Raw genomic sequence first — 19,833 nt, forward strand, 5'->3', positions numbered from 1 at the left:
ACTCCTGAATCCGGGGCGGGCGGGGCCGGAGGGTGTGGCTCCGGCCCCTGCCGCCGTGCGCGCTACTGGTTCGCCAGGACCTGGTCGACCTGCGTCTGGGCGGTCGAGAGCAGCTTCGCGATGTCGGCGTCCTTGTTGGTGAGCACCGCGGACATCGCGTTGTCGAGGACCTTGTAGACCTCCTGCGCCTTCGGCGGCTCGGCCTTGCCCGGGATCGGGTCGGCGAGGTAGGGCGCGAAGTTGGCGACCGGCATGGTGGCGTTGTCGGTGCGCGACTTGAGGTCGGCGGCCTTGACGTCACCGGTGAAGAAGTTGGGCTGCGGCACCCCGACGGGCAGCTGGTCGGCCTTGGTGCGGGCCCACTCGAACTGGCCCTTGCCGGGGCTGAGGTTCTTGAAGTTGAGCCAGGCGATCGCGGCCTTGATCTTGTCGGGCGAGCTGCCCTGCTTGATCATGTAGCCGTTGCCGCCGGTGAGCGTGGCCTTGCCGCCGGGGATCGGGCCCATGCCGAAGTTCTCGTACTTGGCGCCGAGTTGCTGGACCATGTACGCGATGTCGTCGGGTGCGGCGAGGAACATGCCGAGCTTGTCGGCGGTGATCTGCTTCTGGAGGTCGCCCCACTTCAGGAGCTGGGTCTTGCTCATGCTCTGATCGGTCCAGCGCATGTCGTGCAGCTGCTGGAGGACCTGCTTGCCGGTGGCGTTGTTGAAGGCGGCCTTGCCGTCGCTGCCGACCACGTCCCCGCCGAGGCTGTACATGGCGGCCGTGAAGTGCCAGCCGCCGGTGTTCTCGGCGCTGTACTCGCCGTAGCCGTAGACGCCGTTCCCGAGCTTGGCGATCGCCTGCGAGTCGGTGCGGACCTCGTCCCAGGTGGTGGGCGGCTTGTCGGGGTCGAGCCCGGCCTGCTGGAACAGCTTCCGGTTGATCATGATGCCCATCTGGTAATTGCTGGTGGGCAGGCCGTACATCTTGCCGTCCTTCTTGTACACCCCCATCACGGCCGGGTCGATGCTGTTCAGGGCGGGGACGGACTTGTCGGTGACGTAGGCCGAGATGTCGGCGGCACCGTTGTTGTCCAGGACCTGCTGGAGGTCGGTGAAGTACGAGTAGAAGACGTCGGGTTGGGACTTCGCCTTCAGGGCGGCGGTGAAGCGCGGGGGCTCCTCGCACTGCCCGGGCGTCGACTTACCGATGATCTTGACGTTCGGGTACGTCTTGTTGAACGTCGCGACGTCCTGCTTCCACTCCTTGAGCTCGGCGGCCTTCGCGGCCGGCGGCATGCAGTCGATGGTGAGGTCCACCGTGGTCTTCGGGTCGAGCGGGGCCACGGGGTCACTCGATCCGGTGCCGGGCTTGCTGTCGCCGTTGCCGCTGTCGCTGCTGCTGGTTCCGCAGGCGGCGAGGGCGGTGAGGGCGAGGGCGCCGGCCAGGGCGCCGACGGCGCCGCGGCGTATCTGTCGTGCGGGGCTGAACGAGGTGCGTCTCATCGGAGGACCCCTTCGGGAGGAGCGTGGAAGGCCCGTCGCTGACGGCAGCGGGGCGCGGCACACTCAACCACCGGCGCCACAACAGCGCAATATCTCGCGCCAATTTCGTAAAACTTCGACAGGCCGTTGTACGCAAGGGACGCGCGGGGCGCATGCAACAGCGCGCCCGGCGACATCGCCCGGCGCGCTGGATGACAGTTACCCGCAAACGGTCAGCGCGGCACCTGCGCGGTCGAGCCGCGCACCACCAGTTCGGGCTCGAAGAGGAGCTCGCCGGGGGGCACCACACCGCCCTGGATCTGCGCGGAGAGCAACTCGACGGCGGCCCGGCCCATCGCCTCGATGGGCTGGCGCACGGTGGTCAGCGGGGGCTCGGTGCAGTTCATGAACGCGGAGTCGTCGTAGCCCACCACGGAGACGTCCCGGGGTACGTCGAGACCGCGCCGGCGGGCCGCCCGTACGGCGCCGAGGGCGAGCGGGTCGCTGGCGCAGATGATGCCCGTCACCCCGCGCTCCAGGAGCCGGGAGGTCGCGGCCTGGCCGCCCTCCAGCGAGAACATCGCACGCTCGACGCGGTCCTCCGCGAAGTCGGTTCCCGCCGTCGCGGCGAGCGCGCGGGCCGCGTCCAGCTTGCGGCGCGAGGGGACGTGGTCGGGCGGGCCGAGCACCAGCCCGATGCGCTGGTGGCCGAGGGAGGCGAGGTGGCGCCAGGCCTGTTCCATCGCCACCGCGTCGTCGCAGGCGACGACCGGGAAGTCGAGGTGCTCGATGGCCGCGTTGATGAGCACGACGGGCACCTTGCGGTCGGCGAGCTGCTGATAGTGCCCGTGCGGGGCCTCCATCTGCGCGAAGAGGCCGCCCGCGAAGACGACGCCGGAGACCTGCTGCTGGAGGAGCAGGTCCACGTAATCCGCCTCCGAGACACCGCCCTTGGTCTGGGTGCACAGGACCGGGGTCAGGCCCTGCTGGGCAAGGGCTCCCCCGATGACTTCGGCGAACGCCGGGAAGATGGGGTTCTGGAGCTCGGGCAGGACCAGGCCGACCAGGCGCGCGCGTTCGCCGCGCAGCTGGGTGGGGCGCTCGTAGCCGAGTACGTCGAGCGCCGTGAGCACGGCCTGCCGGGTGGATTCGGAGACTCCCGGTTTGCCGTTGAGTACCCGGCTGACCGTGGCCTCGCTGACTCCAACCTTCTTCGCCACCTGAGCAAGTCGTCGCGTCATGAGCGCAAGACTAGCGCAAGCCATGCAAGCTGTTTGCGTTGATGTCGGACCGATGCGCACCCGGGCGCGGAGCCGTCGGCGGGCAGGCGGCAGGCCGCCCCGGGAGCCCGGGGCGGCCTGCCGTGGCGGCCTCCGTTACGGGTTGGTGTTGATCTTGAAGGTGGATGTGGTGTTCCTGATGTCCTGCGCGTTGCCGCTCAGCTTGAGGTTGTTGAACGTGACCTCGCCGACGGCGGGGCCCTGCCCCGGCTCGGGCAGCTCATTGGCCCAGATGCCGATGCCGGACTTGGCGTCGAAGGCGTCCCCGCTCTTCTTCGCCCCGCTGATGCTGACATTGGTGAGCACGCTGTCCTTGACGGGATACAGCGGCGTGCTGCCGTTGTACTTCGTCTGGAACATGATTCCCGAGTACGTCGGGTCGGTGATGTCCAGGTCGGTGATGCGGATGCCCTGGAACACGTACTCGGCCGAGTACATCCACAGCGCGCCGAACGCCTGCGCGCCCCAGAAGTGGCCGCCGGAGCGCACCAGCGATATGCCCTGGAAGACGGTCGGATCCGTTCCGAAGCCGAGGGCGGGGATGGAGCCGAACTTCAGCGTGCCGATGGTCAGTCCGGGATACGTCAGCATGTCGGCCGCATACAGGTTCCGGAAGGTGTTGGCGGTGCCTCCGTAGACGGCGAAACCGGCGGCCCGCCAGGTGAGCAGGGCGCTGAGGTTCTCGAAGACGTTGCCGGTCTCGTCCGCGTTGTTGATGTCGGTGGCGGGGAAGAGCGCGAAGCTGTCGTCACCGGTGGAGCGGGCCTCGACATTGCTGATGGTGTTGTCGCTGCTGCCGTTGGTGAGGTTGATCCCGTCCGCGTACAGGTCGCGGACCCGGGTGTTCTTGATGGTGATGTGGTCGGTGTTGGTGCCCCAGTACAGGCACATCATGTGCTCGACCCACACGTTGTCGATCGTCATGTTGGCGACGTTGGACCAGTTGAAGACCTTGCCGGGGCCGTCGTTGCGCGAGGTGTAGTTGCCGAAGAAGCCGAACCCGGTGAAGGAGGAGCCGTTGGCGGAGGACTGGACGTCGAAGCCGGCGTCGGTGTTCTCCTGGTCGGGCGGGGTGGCGAAGCGGGTGAACCAGGGGCCGGCGCCGACCAGCTTCACGGCCTTGCCGTAGACCTGGAACTTGTTGCTGGTGGCATAGGTGCCGGGCGGCAGATAGACGCCGACGAGCTTGCCCGTGGTGTCCATCCGCACCTTGTCCAAGGCGCTCTGCACGTCCTGCTGCGCGGTGCCCGCCGGTACCGCATAGGCCGCCGGGTCGGGGTTGGGAACCTGGGTGACCTGCTCCAGGTTGATGAAGTCGATCGCGTACGTGGAGGTGTTGGCGGCGTCCTTCTGGAGGCGGATGGTGCTGCCCGCCTTCACGGTGTCGCCGAGCAGGACGTTGGCCTCGTCGTAGATGTGGCGCGGGCCGCCGGAGCCCGGCGAGTTGTTGGGGCTCGCCTCGGCCCCGTACTGCCACATGTACTTCGAGCTCAGGTCGATGGCCTTGCGGAAGACGCCGTCGACGTAGATGTCCAGGTTGGCGCTGGTGCCGCCGCCGCCCGCCGAGTCGGGGACGGAGAAGCGCGTCACCAGGCTGTTGGCGTCGGCCCTGGTCGTGAACTGCACATAGTTTCCGGTGGAGTTGAGCGTGACGGCCCTGCGGCCCGACGCCTCGCCCGCGAGGTCGCCGATGGTGCGGTTGGGCCCGACGACCTGGGCGCCGCCGCCCGTCACCCCGTCCTCCGCCTCATAGGTGTCGTACGGCATGTTGGCGCCGCGCCCGACGAAGAACGCCTGCTGGCCGGTGTTGTTGGCACGCTTGACCGGCAGTTCGTTGGCGTCGTCCGCGATCACCACCTTGACCGTGTACTTGCCGTTGGCGGCCGTCCAGCTGCCGAGGCTCACCGGGGCGGCGGTGGCCCCGGGCGCCAGCGTCCCGGTGTACGCGCCGGTGAGGGTCTTCACCGTGGCGCCCTTGTCGTCGAGCAGGGTGAGCGTGATGGCGTGGTCGCCGCCGGCCGAGGCGATCGTGCCCTGGTTCTTCAGCGTCACGGAGAAGGTGACGGCCTGGCCGGCCGAGGGGGCGCTCGGTGTCCAGTTGACCCCTGAGGCGATCAGGTCGGAGGAGTCGACCGGCTTGATGACCAGGGGGCTGCCCGTGAAGCTGTTGTTGGTGTCGTTCTGTTCGATGACGGTGTTGTCCGGATCAACGACCGCGCTCAGCGGATAAGTTCCCGCGTCGTGGGTGCCGATCGAGGCGTTCACCGTCTGCGAGGCACCGGCCGCGAGCGCGCCGACGTTCGCGGTGGCCGCCTTGGAGCCGCCGAGCTGGAAGGCGACGGTGGTGGCGGGCGAGGCGCTGGTCCCCTTGTTGTGGACGGTCGCCGACAGCGTCACGGCGTCCGACTCGACCGGCGCGGAGGGAGCCGCCGTCAGCGCGGTGACCTCCAGGTCCGGGTTGGGCGAGGGCACTCCGACGACCTGGAACTCGGCGATCTGTCCGCCCGTCGCCCCGGTGTTGGAGGTGAACTTGAGCTGGACGTCGGCGACGCGCGCCGTGACCGGGATGGCCACCGTGTTCCCGCTCGTCGGGTCGAAGGTGTAGTCCTTGGCCGCGACCAGGGAGGTGTAGCCGGACGCGCTCTGTTCCCGCCCGAGCACCTCGATGTTCTGGGTGCGCCTGCCCCAGCTGCTGTCCGGGTTGAGCTTCAGGACCACCGTGTTGGTGTCCGCGTTGGCGCCGAGCTTGACGGTGAGGGTGCTCGGATAGCCGCCCGCCGCGCTCTCCCAGTACGTCGCCGTGCTGTTGTCGTCGGCGTTCTCGGCGACGAACGTGAAGGTGGACGAGGAGGCCGTGATCGGCTTGCCCACCGCCAGGTTGGACCCGTCACCGCTCGACGTCCCGTTGCGCGTCACGGTGTTGCTGTTCGGCGACTGGTTGCCGGCCGCGTCCTTGGCCCGCACGTAGTAGGAGACGGTCACCGTGACCGGCTGGCTGTCGGTGTACGTGGTGACATCGCCCGCCACGCTCTTGAGCAGCTGGTTGTTGGCGTAGATGTCGTACCCGCTGACCCCCACGTTGTCGCTGGAGGCCGTCCAGGTGAGTTTGATCTGCCCGGCGGCCGGCTCGGCGTAGGCGAGCGAGCCGGGCGCGGTCGGGGCCTGGGTGTCGCCCGAACTCCCCTTGCGGGTCACGGTGTTGCTGTTCGCGGACTGGTTGCCCGCCGCGTCCTTGGCCCGCACGTAGTAGGCGACCGTGGCGCTCGCGGGCTGGCTGTCGGTGTACGTGGTGACGTTGCCGGCCACGCTGGTGCGCAGCTCGCCGTTGACGTAGATGTCGTAGCCGGTGACGGCGGTGTTGTCGGTGGCCGCGTCCCAGGTCAGCTTGATCTGCCCGGTGCCGGGCTCGGTGTAGGCCAGGTTCTTGGGCGCGGCCGGCGGCTGGGTGTCACCGTTCGCGGGCCCGTATATCTCCAGCTCGGAGAGCTGGCCGCCGGGCTGGGCGGTGTTGGCGGTGATCAGGACGCGGACGTAGCGCGTGGTGACCGCGTTGAACGCGATGGGCACGGTGAGGCCGTTGCCGGGATTGAAGTCGTACCCCTGCGAAGCGGTCAGGTCCGTGAAGTCGGTGCCGTTGACGCTGCCCTGGAGCTTGAGGGTCTGGGTGCGCGCGCCCCAGCCGTCCGGCAGCTTGAGCACCGCCTTGTCGACCGGCACGGTCGCGCCGAGGTCGGCCTGGATCCACTGCGGGAAGGCGTTGTTGGTGCTCTCCCAGTAGCTCGCCTTGTTGCCGTCGTTGGCGTTGGCCGCCGTGTAGTTCTGGGTGCTGCTGCTCGCGGTGAGCGTCTTGCCGAGGGCGAGGTTGGTGCTGCCCGACCCGGCGGCCGCGTGCACTTCGAGGGCGGAGAGCTGGGCCGCCTGCCAGCCGGTGTTCGCCGTGATGTCGATGCGCACGAAGCGGGTCTGCGCGGCGGCGAAGCCTATCTTCACCGTGTTCGCCGAGGCCTGCGTGAAGCTGTACGCGGTGGAGCCCACCAGGGTGGCGAAGCTGGTGCCGTCCGCGCTGCCCTGCACGGACAGGGTCTCCTTGCGGTCGCCCCAGCCGGCGGGGAGCTTCAGGACGACCTCGTCGATGCTGTTCGTGCCGCCGAGGTCGGCCTGGACCCACTGCGGGAAGGAACTTCCGGCGCTCTCCCAGTAGGTGGACTGGTCCCCGTCGGTGACGTTCTTGGCGCCATAGGCGCCGTTCGCGCCGGAGGCCGCGGCGGGCTTTCCGGCGGCCAGGTCCGGGCCGCCGGCCGCCGAGGCGGTGAACGCGGGCCAACCGATCATGAACAGGCTGGTGACGAGTGTCCCGGCGAGCACCCTCATCCGGGTTCGCCCTCTCCAACGGTGCGTTCTCATGTGTCCCCGATCTGCACGACTAGGGTTTCTGCATGGAAGAACTCCATAATTTGCGCTGAGCGGTGAGAGAGTTGCAGAGATGTGTTAGCGCGTCCATCCCCGCAACCACCCCGGAATATCCCGGCCCCTGGCCGCTCCGGGAACCGGAACGATCGCTTTCCTCCCTGTCATCGCGCATGCTGCGGTTTTCCCCGCACGACGACAGGCGGCCGCAAGATATCCGCAAACAACGCAAGCGATTTTCGTGGGCCGGGACCGGTGCGCCTCCGGGGATTTCGGGATGCGACCGGGGCCGTCTAACGTGCCTGTCCATGACCGCCCCACCGCCCAGGACCGCCGCGCGCCGGCTGCGCCTCGGCTGGCCCCGGCGGGTGTTCTCACAGGTGCTGCTGATGCAGCTGGCCGTCGCCGCCGGGGTCGCCGTCCTCGCGACCGGGCTGTTCCTCGCCCCGCTCAGCGCCCAGCTCGACGACCAGGCCATGCAGCGCGCCTTCGCCATCGCGGCGGCCACCGCCGCCCAGCCGCAGATCACCGAAGACCTCCTCACCTCACAGCCCTCCCCCACCGGTCCGGTGCAGCGCGAGGCGGAACGCATCCGGTCGGCGACCGACGCCGAGTACGTGGTCGTCATGGACACCCACGGAGTGCGCTGGTCCCACCCCGACCTCGCCGAACTCGGCCGGAAGGTCTCCACCGACCCGGCCGACGTGCTGGCCGGGCGCGATGTGAAGGAGATCGACAGCGGCACCCTGGGCCGCTCGGCCCGCGGCAAGGTCCCGCTGCGCCGGGCCGACGGCACGATCGTGGGCGCCGTCTCGGTGGGCATCGCGTACGACAGCGTCCGGGCCAGGCTCCTGCACGCGATCCCGGGCCTGCTCGCGTACGCGGGCGGCGCGCTCGCGGTGGGCGCCCTCGCCGCCTATCTGATCGCGCGGCGCATCCACAAGCAGACCCGTGACCTGGCGTTCTCCGATATCTCGGGGCTGCTCGCGGAGCGCGAGGCGATGCTGCACTCCATCCGCGAGGGCGTGGTGGCACTCGACCGCGACGGCCGGGTCAGGCTGCTCAACGACGAGGCGATGCGCCTGCTCGGCGTCGGTCCCGAGGCGCGGGGACGGGCCCTGGAGGAGGTGCTCGGGGCGGGCCGCACGACCGATGTGCTGGCGGGCCGGGTCGAGGGCACCGACCTGCTGACCGTGCGCGGCCACCGCGTGCTCGTCGCCAACCGGATGCCGACCGAGGACGGGGGCGCCGTCGCCACTCTGCGCGACCGTACCGAACTGGAGCGCCTGGGACGGGAGTTGGACTCGACGCGCGGCCTCATCGACGCGCTGCGCGCCCAGGACCACGAGCACGCCAACCGGCTGCACACCCTGCTCGGGCTGCTCGAACTGGAGCTGTACGACGAGGCCGTCGAGTTCATCGCCGAGGTCGTCGGGGTGCACCGGGCGACGGCCGAGCAGGTCACCGAGAAGGTCAGGGACCCGCTGCTCGCCGCGGTCCTTGTCGGCAAGGCGACCGTCGCGGCCGAGCGCGGGGTCGCCCTGAGCCTGTCCCCGGCCACCGGTCTGCCCGACCGGCTCGTCGATCCGCGCGGCCTGGTCACGGTCACCGGAAACCTCGTCGACAACGCGCTCGACGCCACGGCGGGGATGCCCGGCGCCGCGGTCGAGGTCGAGCTGAACACACACGGACGCACGGTCGTCCTGCGGGTCCGCGACAACGGCCCCGGCGTTCCCGCGGCCCTGCGCGAGCTGGTCTTCACCGAGGGATGGACGACGAAAGAGCCGCCCGCGCACGGCCGGCGCGGCCTGGGCCTCGCCCTGGTCGGCCGCTTCGCCGAGCGGATGGGCGGCAGCGCCCGGCTCGGGACGAGCCCCGAGGGCGGCGCGGAGTTCACCGTGGTGCTGCCGGACGCGCTGGGCGAGGCGCTGGGCGAGGCGTTGGGCGAGGTGTCGGGCGAGGCTTCGGGCAACCCGCTGGGCGAGGCTTCGGGCGGCGTGGCGGGCGATGGGCCCGGCGGCATGCCGGGCGACGCACCGGGCCGGGACCGGGACCGGGACCGGGACCGGGACCGGGACCGGGACCGGGACACGATCGCCGAGGAGAGCCGTTGACCGAGCACGCGTTGATCGACGTACTGGTCGTGGACGACGACCCCCGCGTCGCCGACATCAATGCCGCGTACACCAGGAAAGTTCCCGGATTCCGGGTGGTCGCCCTGGCGCATTCGGCCGCGGAGGCGCTCGCCCGGATCGCCGAGCACCCGGTGGACCTGGTCCTCCTCGACCACTATCTGCCCGACGAGAACGGCCTGGCCTTCGTACGGGAGCTGCGCAGCCTCGGCCACCAGACCGACGTGATCATGGTGACGGCGGCCCGGGACATCGCCACCGTGCAGGCGGCGATGCGCCAGGGCGCACTCCAGTACCTGGTGAAGCCCTTCAACTTCGCCGGGCTGCGCGCGAAGTTGGAGGCGTACGCGATGCTGCGCCGCACCCTGGACGGCGGCGGCGAGGCCGAACAGGCGGAGGTGGACCGCATCTTCGGCGCCCTGTCCGTGCCCGCCGAACCCGACCTCCCCAAGGGCCACTCCCCCACCACGGCCGGCCTTGTGCGCCGCGTCCTCAAAGAAGCCGAAGGACCGCTCTCGGCGCAGGAGATCGCCGAGCGCGCGGGGGTGAGCCGGCAGACCGCCCAGCGCTATCTGAAACTCCTGGAGCGGGCCGGCCGCGTCCGCCTGGGACTGCGCTACGGCGAGACGGGCCGGCCGGAACACCGCTACGCGTGGGCGGCGTCGCTCTAGAGACGCGCGGGGGTCGTGGGGCTTGCGGGGCCATGGGGCCACTGGGCCGGCAGGGTCCACGATGTCTGCCGGGCCGACGGGGCGGACGGGCGGACGGGCCGGACGGGCGGACGGGCGGACGGGCAGACGGGCGGGCTCAGCCTTGTGGGACCTTCTTCACGAATTCCGTCGTGAAGGTCTTGGACAGATCGACCTTGGCGGACTTGAGGTTGGGATTGAACGCTTTGAGCACCTTCTCGACCGTCTCCGGGCCGTTCTCGGGCATGACGCCGTCCTTCGTGAACATCGGCAGGGTGCTCTTGATCGACTGGGCGTAGAGCTCCTTGCCGCCCTGCGCGTAGTCGGCGGGCATCTCCGCCGCGATCTCCTGCGGAGTGTGCGCGGACATCCAGCGCAACGTCTTGACCAGGGCGTTGACCAACTTCTGGACCGTCTGCTTGTGGCTGTCGACCCAGTCGGCGTTCATGTACAGGCTGGAGGAGGGGTACGGGCCGCCGAGGGCCGCCTGCGAACCCTCGGGTGTCCGCATGTCGATCAGGACCTTGCCCAGCTTCTGGTCCACGAGGGTGGCGACCGTGGGGTCGGTCGTCATGCCGCCCTGGATGGAACCCTGCTTGAGCGCGGCGATGAACGTCTGCCCCGCCCCCACGGCGACCGGGGTGAACTCGCTCGTCTTCACCCCGTCCCGCACGGCGAGGTACTTGGTGAGGAAGTCCGTCGAGGAACCGAGCCCGGTGACCCCGAGTTTCCGGCCCTTGAAGTCCTTGGGCGACGCGATGCTGCCCGCGGCCCGACTGGAGACGACCTCCACCTCGCCGGGGGCGTGCGAGAACTGCACCACCGACTCCACCTTCTTGCCCTTGACCTGGAGATCGAGCGTGTGGTCGTAGAAGCCGACGGCGCCCTGTACGTCGCCCGAGATCAGCGCCGTCTCGGCCTGCACGCCGGCCGGTTCGGTGAGCAGTTCCACGTTCAGGCCCTCGGCCTTGAAGTAGCCGAGCCGCTGGGTCAGCATCGCGGGCAGGTAGATGACTTTGTCGAGGCCGCCGACCATCACCTTGACCGTGGCCTCGCCGGACGCGCTCTTGGCGTCCGACGCGGAGTTGCCGCCGCATCCGGAGAGCGTGATCAGGAGGGCGGCACAGAGCCCGGTGGTCAAGGCGGCCGACGGCGCGTCGCGCAGACGGTGCACGGCTCCGGTTTGTCGTGAACGGGTTCGACGTGCGGGAGAGTTGGCGGCCTGCTGGGGTGTGGCGGAGTTGCTTGCCATGATCATCACGTCCCTGTGATCGTGGGTGGCGTACGGAGAACGGCGATGGGGCCGGGTCAGCGCTCGGCGCCCGGCTCGGCGGGGCGCCAGCGGAACAGCCGCCGTTCGGCGAAGGTGAGCAGCCCCTCGGTGCAGAGCGCGACCACCGCGAGGATGGCCATCGCCGCGTACACCCCGGCCGCGTTGAACGTCCCCTGGGAGGCCGCCACCAGAAGACCCAGGCCCCTGGTCGCACCGATGTACTCGCCGACGATCGCGCCGATCAGCGCGAAGCCGAAGCTGACGTGGAGGCTGGTGAAGATCCAGGAGGTCGCCGACGGGACGACCACCTGGAGCGTGACCCGGCGGTTGCTCGCGCCCAAAACACGGGCGTTGTCCACCAGGTTCCGGTCCACCTCGCGCGCCCCCTGGAAGGCGTTGAAGAAGACCGGGAAGAAGACGAGGACGACGGCGGAGGCGATCTTCGAGGCCGGCCCGAGCCCGAACCAGATCAGGAAGACGGGCGCGAGGACGATCCGCGGAATCGCGTTGAGCACCTTGATGTACGGGCCGAGGACATCGGCCAGGAAACGGATGCGGCCCAGCGTGATGCCGAGGACGACCCCCGCCGTCACTCCCAGGATCCAGCCGAGCAGCGCCTCGTAGAGCGTGTACCAGATCTGTTCCCACAGGGGTCCCTGCGCCGTGCCGTGCACGGCCCACTCCCGGATCTGGTCCCAAATCGCGGACGGCATGGAGAAGTTGAACGGGTCGATGGCCCCGGCGCGGGCCAGGACCTCCCAGAGCGCGACGACCAGGACGAGCAGCAGCACCCGGCTGCCCTGCACGAGATACCGGCGGTTGCGGGCGGCCCGGGCGCGCTCCCGGGTGCGGGTCCCGGCCTTGGCCTCGACGGCGGCGACGGTGTCAGGCGACATCGACGGCACCCCGCTCCCGGGTGATGCGGACCTCTTCGCCGAGGGATTCCCATATCTCCCGGTAGATCTCGATGAACCGGGGCTCCAGGCGGACCGATTCGACCTTGCGCGGGCGCGGCAGGTCGATGTCGAAGATCCGCTTCACGGTGGCGGGCCCCGCCGTCATCACGACGACCCGGTCGGCGAGCGCGATGGACTCCTCCAGGTCGTGCGTGACGAACACGACGGACGCCCCGGTGCCGGACCACAGGTCCAGGAGCTCGTCCGACATCAGGGCCCTGGTCTGCACGTCGAGCGCCGAGAACGGCTCGTCCATCAGCAGGATCCGGGGATCGTTGACGAAGGTCGCGGCGAGGGCGACGCGCTTGCGCTGACCGCCGGAGAGCTGGTGCGGATAGCGGTCCTCGAAGGCCGAGAGGCCGACCCTGGACAGCCAGGCACGCGCCGCCTCCTTAGCCTCGGCCTTCGGTACGCCACGAAAGCGCGGGCCCGCCATGACGTTGGACAGCACCGTGCGCCAGGGGAAGACGGCATCCTGCTGGAAGACGAAACCGACCTTGTCGCCGATGCCCTCGACCGGCTCCCCGGCGACGAGGACCTCGCCCTCGGTGGGCTCCTCCAGGCCGCTCACCAGGGTCAGCGTGGTGGACTTCCCGCAGCCGGTCGGGCCGACGACGGCCACGAACTCGCCCTGCCCGACGGTCAGATCGAGGTTCCGTACAGCGGTGTGCAGCGCCCCGGACGGCGTACGGAACGCCTTGCCCGCGCCCCTCAGCTCGATCGCTGGGCTCGTGTCAATGCTCATGGAGCGGGACCGTAGGTGCGGCCCGCACCGGGGCGTCAGCCTTGTGCGCGCTGGACACACTTCTGCGCACTGACCCCTGTTGTGCTCGTTTTGCGCGCGATACAACTGCGGGGGCCCGCCCGGGAGCAGCCGCCCTCGCCGGCGGGGGGAGTGAGGAGAGCGTCTTGATCGACGTCCTGGTCGTGGACGACGACTTCCGTGTCGCCGAGATCAACGCGGCGTACGTCGGGAAGGTTCCCGGGTTCCGCGTGGTGGCGCGTGCGCACAGCGCCGCCCAGGCACTGGCCGCGCTGGAACGCCACCGGATCGATCTCGTCCTGCTCGACCACTTCCTGCCCGACGAGACGGGGCTCAGTCTGGTCCGCCGGATGCGGGAGCGGGGCCATCGCAGCGACGTGATCATGGTGACATCGGCGAGCGATGTGGCGACCGTCCAGGCCGCGATGCGCCACGGCGCCCTGCACTACCTGGTCAAGCCGTTCACCTTCGCCGGGCTGCGGGCCAAGCTCGACTCGTATGCGACGCTGCGCCGCACGGTGGACCGGGCGGCCGGCATCGGCGACCCGCTCGCGGCCCAGGACCAGGATCAGGTGGACCGGATCTTCGCGGCCCTGCGCACCGGGCTGCCCAGCCGTCACTCGGTGCCGACGGCCGAGCTGATCCGCGAGGTGCTGCACTCCGCGGACCACCCGCTCTCCGCCCACGAGGTGGCCGACCGAACCGGCCTGAGCCGCTCGACGGCCCAGCGCTATCTGCGCCTCCTCGAACAGTCCGGCCGCCTGTCCCTGACCCTGCGCTACGGCGAAACGGGCCGCCCCGAACACCGCTACGCCTGGCCGGCATGATCCCCTGCCCCCCGCCCCCTCCGATTCCCGGCTCGGGCGCGGCCCCAACGCTTGCGGGCTCCGGCTCAGCGTGACCCTTGCGGGCTCCGGCTCCGGCTCGGGGGCGGCCCCATGACCCTGCGGGCTGCGGCTTGGGCGCGGCCGCAACGCTCGTGGGCTACGGCGTGGGCGCGACCCTTGCGGGCCCGCCCCGACTCGGCGGCGGCCCCATGACCCTGCGGGCTGCGGCTTGGGCGCGGCCCTTGCGGGCTCCGGCTTGGGCGCGGCCCCAACCTCCTTTGCTGGTGCGGACCGTGCCCGTTTTTTGCGCGGTTGCCGGCGCCCGTTCAGGCCTTTTCCCCGCCCCACCCCGCCCCTTCCCGCAACCCTCCGGGGGTGTGAAAGTGCTTGGCGGAGTTGCTGGTGCGATTGCTGGGTGGGTTTGCTCGGTGCGATTGCTGGGTGGGGCTACTGGGTGCGATCTCGGCTGCGGGTCGTGCGTGGCTGGTCGCGCAGTTCCCCGCGCCCCTAAAAGGCCCCCGGCCGGCCCCCGGTGCTGGCTCGTATCGGGCACCTTCATCCCGGCTCGCTGATGGGTGCGGGCCCGCCTCGGGGCATCGGCCTCCTCGGCCCGGCCTGGCTGATCGGTGCGGCCCCGCTTCACGGCGTCCTCGGCCCGGCTGGCTCATCGAGTGCGGGTCCGGCACGGGGCGTCCTCGGGCCGGCCGACTCATCAAGTGCGGCCCCGCTTCACGGCGTCCTCGGGCCGGCTGGCTCATCGAGAGCGGACCCCGCACGGGGCATCCACAGCCCGGCTGGCTCATCGAGTGCGGGCCTGGCGCGGGGCATCTTCAGCCCGTCCGGCGTTTGAGGACGAGCGCCGTTCAGGCGCGATACGGGGTCCGGGGCGGAGCCCCGAACCGGGGGTGCAGGGGGCGCAGCCCCTTGCGGGGGTCTGGGGGCGGAGCCCCCAGGGGCCGGAACCAACCAACCCCGAGCAACGGGCGGGCGGGTGGGCAAACCCCCCGGGGTCCGGGGCGGAGCCCAGGGGGTCGAGGGGCAGGGGGCCTAGGCAGCCCCCGCCCCCGTCAGGGCCCGCACCTCCGTCTCCGCATGCCGCGCCTCATCCGGCACCTCCCGAGAGGTCACCGTGCCGAGCCAACCGGCAAGGAAGCCCAGAGGAATGGAGACCAGCCCCGGGTTCTGCAGGGGGAAGAACTGGAAGTCCACGCCGGGGAACAGCGATTCGGGGCTGCCCGAGACGACCGGCGAGACCAGCACCAGAACGAGCGCCGGAACCAGCCCCCCGTACACGGACCACACGGCCCCCCGCGTGGTGAAGTTCCGCCAGAACAACGAGTACAGCAGCACCGGCAGGTTCGCCGAGGCGGCCACCGCGAAGGCCAGGCCCACCAGGAACGCCACATTGAGATCCCGGGCGAGCAGGCCGAGGCAGATGGCCACCGCCCCGATCCCCACCGACGCGACCCGCGCCACCGCCACCTCGCTGCGCTGCTTCGCGTGCCGCCGCCGGAGCGAGGCGTACAGGTCATGGGCGACGGACGCCGAGGACGCCAGGGTGATGCCCGCGACCACGGCGAGGATGGTCGCGAAGGCGACGGCGGCGACCACGGCGAAGAGGACCGTCCCTCCGGTGGACCCCGCACCGCCCCCAAGGTCGTAGGCGAGCAGCGCAACAGCCGTGTTCCCGGCCGGGTTTGACGCCTTGACCTGGGCCGAGCCGACCAGCGCGGCCGCGCCGAAGCCGAGCACGATCGTCATCAGGTAGAAGCCGCCGATGAGTCCGATGGACCAGACGACCGAACGGCGGGCCGCCCGCGCCGTCGGCACGGTGTAGAAGCGCGACAGGATGTGCGGCAGCCCGGCCGTACCCAGAACCAGGGCCAGGCCCAGGCTGATGAAGTCGAACCGCGCCGTCCAGTCCCCGCCGTACTTGAGGCCGGGGGCGAGGAACTCCGCTCCGTGGCCGCTGTGGTCGGCCGCCGAGTCGAGCAGTGCGTTGATGTTGCCGTGGAAGCGCAGCAGCACAAGGACAGTGAGGGTGATCGTGCCGGCCATGAGCAGGACGGCCTTCACGATCTGGATCCAGGTGGTGGCCCGCATCCCGCCGAGCGACACATAGACCACCATCAGGGCGCCGACCCCGATGACCGTCCAGTTCCGCGCGGCGTCGCTGGTGCCGCCGAGCAGCAGGGCGACCAGGCTGCCCGCGCCGACCATCTGCGCCACCAGATAGAGAACGGACACGGTGACCGAGGAAGTTCCCGCCGCGATCCGCACCGGGCGCTCGCTCATCCGGGCCGCGACCACGTCGGCGAGCGTGAACTTGCCGCAGTTGCGGACCAGTTCGGCGACCAGGAACAGCACCACGAGCCAGGCGACGAGGAAGCCGACCGAATACAGCATCCCGTCGTAGCCGAACAGAGCGATCAGCCCGGAGATGCCGAGGAAGGAGGCGGCCGACATGTAGTCGCCCGCGATGGCAAAACCATTCTCCAGGGGGGAGAAGAGTCGGCCGCCGGTGTAGAACTCCTCGGCGGAGCCGTGCCGGTTGCGGCTCACCCAGGTGGTGATGGCGAGCGTGGCCGCCACGAACGCGCTGAACAGCAGCAGCGCCAGAGTCTGATGATCCCCGCCGACGATCACGTGTGGGCTCCCCGGGTCGTTCCCTGTCCGTCGTTCCGCCGGGCCCCGCGCCCTGGTTCGGCCCGTCGGCCGTGCTGGTCGCCCTGGCCCGGCAGGCTGCCGTTGACACCGGGAGTGGGCGGGGCCGTGCGCCCGTTCTCGTTCGCCGGGGGCGGGTCCTGCCGGCTCCGCAGCTGCCGGCTCTGCGCCTGCTGGTTCCCGCTCTGCTGGTGCTGGTGGTTCACGTTCTGCTGGTTCAGGTTCTGCTGGTTCTGCTCGAACACCACCCAGCGCAGCTCCAACGCGGCACGGTCCCGGCGCAGCCGTGCGTGGCGGGCGTACGCCCAGGTCAGCAGGAAGGTGGACAGGAACTGGGCCAGTCCGGCGACCATCGCCACGTTCACCGCACCGGCCACCGGACGGGCCATGAAGCCGGGGGCGCTCACGGCGGTGATCACGTAGGCGAGGTACCAGGCGAAGAAGGCGATGCCCGCCGGGACGACGAAGCGGCGGTAGCGGCGTCGCACCTCCTGGAAGGCCGCGCTGCGGTGCACTTCGAGATAGATCTCCGCCGGGCTGAGGCGTTCGCCCGCGTCGGTGCCCTGTTGGGCGGGCACCGTCGCGGGCGCCGACCCGCCGTCCAGTTCGCCCCAGCCCGAGGCCAGGGCGTCGTACCAGGGGTCGTCGATCCGCGCCGCCGCGGGATCACGCCCCTCCTGCTTCTCCACCGAACAACTCTCCTTGCCCACGGCCGCGTTCGGCCGCGTGCCAAGGATGGGGGGTGCCGGAGGGCTCAGACCCCGCTAGGCCTCCCACGTCACCCCATCAGGTGATGAAGATGCCTCAGGAGTGGGAACCGCCGGGCGGCCGGGAGAGACCCTGCCGATAGGCGTACCGCACGGCCTGGGCCCGGTCGCGCATGCCCGTCTTTCCGAAGATGTTGTTGATGTGCGTCTTCACCGTGGCCGTCGAGATGTGCAGGGCGTGGGAGATCTCGGAGTTGGACATCCCTTCCGCGACGAGCCCGAGCACCTCGCCCTCGCGGGCGGTGAGCCCGTCGGGCAGCTCCGCCGGTGCGACGGGTGCGGGCGGTGGCGCCGTCACCCGTTCCAGGAGGCGGCGCTGGACGGAGGGGGCGAGGCCCGCCTGCCCGGCCAGCACGTCCTGTATCGACTTGACGATCTCGTCTCCCCCGGCGTCCTTGGTCAGATAGCCTCGCGCGCCGGCTTGCAGGGCCGGGAAGAGCGAGTCGTCGTCCGCGTACGTCGTGAGGATCACCACCTCCGTGCCGGGGTACTCGGCGCGGATGCGACGGGTCGCCTCGACGCCGTCGCAGCGCGGCATGCGCAGGTCCATCAGGACGATGTCCGGCGCCAGTCGGCCGGTGAGGGCGATCGCCTCCTCGCCGTCCCGCGCCGAGCCGATGACCTTGATGCCGGGGAGCAGCCCCAGCAGCATCACGATGCCCTCGCGCACCACGGACTGGTCGTCGGCCACGACCACCTTGATCGTCCCCCGCGCCTCCGCACCGGGCCCGTCCCCGCTCATGCGGGCACCCTCAGTCTCACCACGAAGCCCTCCTCCTCCGGCCCGGCCTCCAGGGTGCCGCCGAGCAGTTCGGCACGCTCCCTCATCCCCAGAAGACCGTAGCCGCCGCCACTGACAGCGAGCTCCCCCGCCCGGTTGCGCCCGCCCGAGTCCCGTACTTCCAGGGCGACTTCGTCGGGCAGGTACTGGAGCCGCACGGCGACGGCCGCACCCGGCGCGTGCTTGCGCACATTGGTCAGGGCCTCCTGCGCCACCCGGCGCACGGCCTGGGATGCCTCCGCGGGCAGCGCCCTGCGTTCGCCCGCGACCTCGACGCCGGTGCCCGCAGCGAAGCCGGAGCCGACGCCCGCTCCCTCGATCAGCGTGTGCAGGAAGTCCTCCACCGGGGTCATCTCACCGCGCAGCGCGGACAACGCCTGACGCGTCTCGGCGAGCCCCTCGCGCGCCATGCCCCGGGCGGCGACCACCCGTTCCAGGATCTTCTCCCGGAACTCCCCCGGCGGCTCCCGCTCGATCAGCAGCCGTGCCGCCTCCAGGTGCACCAGCTGGGCCGAGAGGCTGTGGGCCAGTACGTCATGGATCTCGCGGGCGATCCTGGCCCGCTCGTCGAGCGCGGCGGACTCGGCCTCGGCGGCCCGCGCGGCCCGCTCCTGAGCGAGGAGCCGCTGGGCGCTGCCGCGGGCCTCCGCGTCGAGCCGCAGCACGTATCCGGCGAGCCCAAGCCCGGTTACGGTCACCACGGTGGTCAGCCAATTGTCGTTGTTGACAAGGGAGTACGCCGCCAGGGCCACCGCGGTGCAGGGCACGGCCGCTCCCAACGGGAGCCGTTCCAGGGCGAGCACCGCGCAGCCGCAGAAGATGACCAGGGCGAGCACCGGCCAGCCCCCCGCCCTGGCCCCGGCCGCGGCGCCCAGCACCAGCAGCAGCGAGGCCAGGGAGGGCCAGAGCCGGTGGTCGTAGGTGAAGCGGAAGAACGCGCGGCCCAGCAGGGCGCTGCCGAGCACCAGCGCGATGCCGCCCACCCACGCCCAGTCCCCCGGCGCCCGCTCGTTGGTGAGCGTGGACCACAGCAGGGCGGTGAACACCACGGCCCGGATGGCCCGGGCGAGATTGCGTCTGGCACGGGTGAGGCCTTCGCGGGCGAGTGCTTCCCGCGAAGGCCAGCTGCGCCAGGTCTCCAGGGTCACACGCGGTCCTTCCACACCTGCGGGGCGGGGCTTGCGGCAGCAGCACCGTACGACGCGAGGGCCGGCTGGGCCCGCCACATCAGGATGCCTCCGCGGACGAGCAGGGAGGCGGCGAGCGCCAGCAGGATGGCGCCGGTACCCATGTGGATCCCGGCCAGGGCGCCGAGGGCGGCGAGCCCGACGCGCAGGGCTATGCCGAGGACCCAGATCCCGGCGGTGGCCTTGGTGCCGCGGGACCACACCGTGCCGTCGGGCTCGGTCCAGATCCGCGACGTCCAGGCCCAGCCGACGCCCATGAGCACACCGGTCACGAGCTCGGCGCCGAGCAGGGTCACGGATCCGGCCTGGTGCTGGTGGTCGATGAGACCGCCGTCCTTCACGGCGAAGAACGCCAGCAGCGCGGGCACCAGCCACCACTTGCGGCCGGAGCCTCCCAGCTGCTGCGGCTTCACCTGGCGGACCAGGATCAGCGCCACCACCGCGACTGCCACCAGCACGTTGAGCGCGGACATCGAAGCCTCCGGAGGACGAGAAGACGGAGCGGACGAGAAGCCGGGAGCGGCTCCTCCGTACGTCTGAAACGCTACGGAAACGCCTGGTCGGACACATCGAGCCAGGGGTGGAACGCGGGTGGAGATCCGCTCTCCACCCATGGGTGGAGACGACGAACGCCGGCCCGC

Annotated in this window: 14 protein-coding genes; 3 read left to right on the plus strand and 11 right to left on the minus strand. The window is 70.6% G+C overall.

Going from position 1 to position 19,833, the window contains the following annotated elements; genetic code table 11:
* Positions 1-62 precede the first annotated feature (62 nt).
* The 3 genes from ACFYNP_RS21485 to ACFYNP_RS21495 all read right to left on the minus strand — a co-directional run bounded on the left by ACFYNP_RS21485 (position 63) and on the right by ACFYNP_RS21495 (position 7,117).
* Positions 63-1,487 (minus strand): extracellular solute-binding protein, encoded by a 1,425-nt coding sequence (locus ACFYNP_RS21485; protein WP_388787271.1) that lies wholly within the window; start codon positions 1,485-1,487, stop codon positions 63-65.
* Between the two features lie 212 nt (positions 1,488-1,699).
* Positions 1,700-2,707 carry a LacI family DNA-binding transcriptional regulator gene (locus tag ACFYNP_RS21490; protein WP_100575894.1) on the minus strand — a complete coding sequence of 336 codons (1,008 nt, stop codon included), beginning with the start codon at positions 2,705-2,707 and terminating at the stop codon, positions 1,700-1,702.
* Positions 2,708-2,842: 135 nt separating this feature from the next.
* Positions 2,843-7,117 (minus strand): discoidin domain-containing protein, encoded by a 4,275-nt coding sequence (locus tag ACFYNP_RS21495; RefSeq protein WP_388787275.1) that lies wholly within the window; start codon positions 7,115-7,117, stop codon positions 2,843-2,845.
* Positions 7,118-7,461: 344 nt separating this feature from the next.
* On the opposite strand from ACFYNP_RS21495, the gene ACFYNP_RS21500 reads away from it, so the two are divergent.
* Together ACFYNP_RS21500 and ACFYNP_RS21505 are read left to right on the plus strand one after the other, a co-directional pair.
* The gene (locus ACFYNP_RS21500) at positions 7,462-9,267 is read left to right on the plus strand and encodes an ATP-binding protein (RefSeq protein WP_388787278.1); all 1,806 of its coding nucleotides are present in this window, start codon (positions 7,462-7,464) and stop codon (positions 9,265-9,267) included.
* Between the two features lie 11 nt (positions 9,268-9,278).
* A complete protein-coding gene (locus ACFYNP_RS21505) occupies positions 9,279-9,956 on the plus strand; it encodes a response regulator (RefSeq protein ID WP_388417755.1) in 678 nt (225 codons plus the stop codon).
* Positions 9,957-10,092: 136 nt separating this feature from the next.
* Here ACFYNP_RS21505 and ACFYNP_RS21510 read toward each other — a convergent pair whose 3' ends face one another.
* The 3 genes from ACFYNP_RS21510 to ACFYNP_RS21520 all read right to left on the minus strand — a co-directional run bounded on the left by ACFYNP_RS21510 (position 10,093) and on the right by ACFYNP_RS21520 (position 12,948).
* On the minus strand, positions 10,093-11,139 hold the full coding sequence (locus tag ACFYNP_RS21510) for an ABC transporter substrate-binding protein (RefSeq protein ID WP_388787392.1): 1,047 nt from the start codon (positions 11,137-11,139) through the stop codon (positions 10,093-10,095).
* Between the two features lie 143 nt (positions 11,140-11,282).
* The gene (locus ACFYNP_RS21515; protein WP_388787281.1) at positions 11,283-12,143 is read right to left on the minus strand and encodes an ABC transporter permease; all 861 of its coding nucleotides are present in this window, start codon (positions 12,141-12,143) and stop codon (positions 11,283-11,285) included.
* Positions 12,133-12,948 (minus strand): ABC transporter ATP-binding protein, encoded by an 816-nt coding sequence (locus tag ACFYNP_RS21520; protein WP_388787284.1) that lies wholly within the window; start codon positions 12,946-12,948, stop codon positions 12,133-12,135. Before ACFYNP_RS21520 ends, ACFYNP_RS21515 begins: the two co-directional genes overlap by 11 nt.
* 164 nt (positions 12,949-13,112) lie before the next feature.
* Here ACFYNP_RS21520 and ACFYNP_RS21525 point away from each other — a divergent pair, with 164 nt between their 5' ends.
* Positions 13,113-13,793, plus strand: a complete 681-nt coding sequence (locus ACFYNP_RS21525) for a response regulator (RefSeq protein WP_388417345.1) — start codon at positions 13,113-13,115, stop codon at positions 13,791-13,793.
* 1,047 nt (positions 13,794-14,840) lie between these two features.
* On the opposite strand, the gene ACFYNP_RS21530 is transcribed toward ACFYNP_RS21525, so the two are convergent.
* The 5 genes from ACFYNP_RS21530 to ACFYNP_RS21550 all read right to left on the minus strand — a co-directional run bounded on the left by ACFYNP_RS21530 (position 14,841) and on the right by ACFYNP_RS21550 (position 19,665).
* Entirely contained in the window at positions 14,841-16,436 is a 1,596-nt protein-coding gene (locus tag ACFYNP_RS21530; protein WP_388787394.1) for a cation acetate symporter, read from the minus strand.
* Positions 16,436-17,146: a DUF485 domain-containing protein gene (locus tag ACFYNP_RS21535; RefSeq protein WP_388787286.1), complete on the minus strand. Its 711-nt coding sequence runs from the start codon at positions 17,144-17,146 to the stop codon at positions 16,436-16,438. Before ACFYNP_RS21535 ends, ACFYNP_RS21530 begins: the two co-directional genes overlap by 1 nt.
* A gap of 115 nt (positions 17,147-17,261) precedes the next feature.
* Complete coding sequence (locus ACFYNP_RS21540) at positions 17,262-17,966, minus strand: response regulator (RefSeq protein WP_388787289.1); 705 nt, start codon at positions 17,964-17,966, stop codon at positions 17,262-17,264.
* A complete protein-coding gene (locus ACFYNP_RS21545; protein WP_388787292.1) occupies positions 17,963-19,153 on the minus strand; it encodes a sensor histidine kinase in 1,191 nt (396 codons plus the stop codon). Before ACFYNP_RS21545 ends, ACFYNP_RS21540 begins: the two co-directional genes overlap by 4 nt.
* Positions 19,150-19,665, minus strand: a complete 516-nt coding sequence (locus tag ACFYNP_RS21550) for a DUF1453 domain-containing protein (RefSeq protein ID WP_388420043.1) — start codon at positions 19,663-19,665, stop codon at positions 19,150-19,152. Before ACFYNP_RS21550 ends, ACFYNP_RS21545 begins: the two co-directional genes overlap by 4 nt.
* Between the last annotated feature and the right edge of the window lie 168 nt (positions 19,666-19,833).

It is taken from the genome of Streptomyces sp. NPDC006691, from assembly GCF_042869955.1.
GTDB lineage: Bacteria > Actinomycetota > Actinomycetes > Streptomycetales > Streptomycetaceae > Streptomyces.

Bases quoted from the DNA above. Each gene is read 5' to 3' on its own strand.
- ACFYNP_RS21485 (WP_388787271.1), bottom strand. From the start codon at position 1,487: ATGAGACGCACCTCGTTCAGCCCCGCACGACAGATACGCCGCGGCGCC.
- ACFYNP_RS21490 (WP_100575894.1), bottom strand. From the start codon at position 2,707: ATGACGCGACGACTTGCTCAGGTGGCGAAGAAGGTTGGAGTCAGCGAG.
- ACFYNP_RS21495 (WP_388787275.1), bottom strand. From the start codon at position 7,117: ATGAGGGTGCTCGCCGGGACACTCGTCACCAGCCTGTTCATGATCGGT.
- ACFYNP_RS21500 (WP_388787278.1), top strand. From the start codon at position 7,462: ATGACCGCCCCACCGCCCAGGACCGCCGCGCGCCGGCTGCGCCTCGGC.
- ACFYNP_RS21515 (WP_388787281.1), bottom strand. From the start codon at position 12,143: ATGTCGCCTGACACCGTCGCCGCCGTCGAGGCCAAGGCCGGGACCCGC.
- ACFYNP_RS21520 (WP_388787284.1), bottom strand. From the start codon at position 12,948: ATGAGCATTGACACGAGCCCAGCGATCGAGCTGAGGGGCGCGGGCAAG.
- ACFYNP_RS21540 (WP_388787289.1), bottom strand. From the start codon at position 17,966: ATGAGCGGGGACGGGCCCGGTGCGGAGGCGCGGGGGACGATCAAGGTG.
- ACFYNP_RS21550 (WP_388420043.1), bottom strand. From the start codon at position 19,665: ATGTCCGCGCTCAACGTGCTGGTGGCAGTCGCGGTGGTGGCGCTGATC.